Origin of the sequence: Alteraurantiacibacter aestuarii, from assembly GCF_039523595.1 — a bacterium.
In the GTDB taxonomy this organism is placed as follows: Bacteria; Pseudomonadota; Alphaproteobacteria; order Sphingomonadales; family Sphingomonadaceae; genus Alteraurantiacibacter; species Alteraurantiacibacter aestuarii.
In genome coordinates, this window is the sequence record NZ_BAAAFP010000004.1 from 1 (window position 1) to 516 (window position 516).

The 516-nt window shown below is 67.2% G+C and carries 1 protein-coding gene; it reads left to right on the top strand.

Annotation, left to right across the window (positions count from 1 at the left end):
- On the top strand, positions 1 to 466 hold a 466-nt coding region (locus tag ABDZ98_RS14960; protein WP_160589090.1), incomplete at its 5' end, for an OmpA family protein.
- Positions 467 to 516 lie beyond the last annotated feature (50 nt).

A 516-nucleotide genomic window follows, 5' to 3' on the forward strand; every position in this document is an offset into this window, starting at 1 on the left:
CTTCGGTGGTTCCGAGCCGGTGGCACCGCCGCCTCCGCCTCCTCCGCCGCCGCCGCCGCCGCCTCCTCCGCCCCCGCCGCCTCCGCCTCCGCCGCCTCCGCCGCCGGTCGTGCAGTGCAACCAGGGCCCGTACATCGTGTTCTTCGACTGGGATCAGTCGGATATCACGCCTGAGGCTGCTACCGTTCTCAACAGTGCTGTCACTGCCTATGGCAACTGCGGCACCGCTGCGATCATGCTGGCCGGTCACGCTGACCGCTCCGGCTCGGCAACCTACAACGTCGGCCTGTCCGAACGTCGTAACGCCAGCGTCCAGGCTTACCTGACGGGCCGCGGCATTCCGGCAGCGCGCATCTCCAGCGAAGCATTCGGCGAAAGCATGCCGCGTGTTGCTACCGCTGACGGTGTTCGCGAACTGCAGAACCGCCGCGTGGAAATCACTTACGGTCCGGGTTCGGGTCGCTAAGCGAAGACCGCAAGGTCACAAAAAAGGGGCCGGAGGGAAACCTCCGGCCC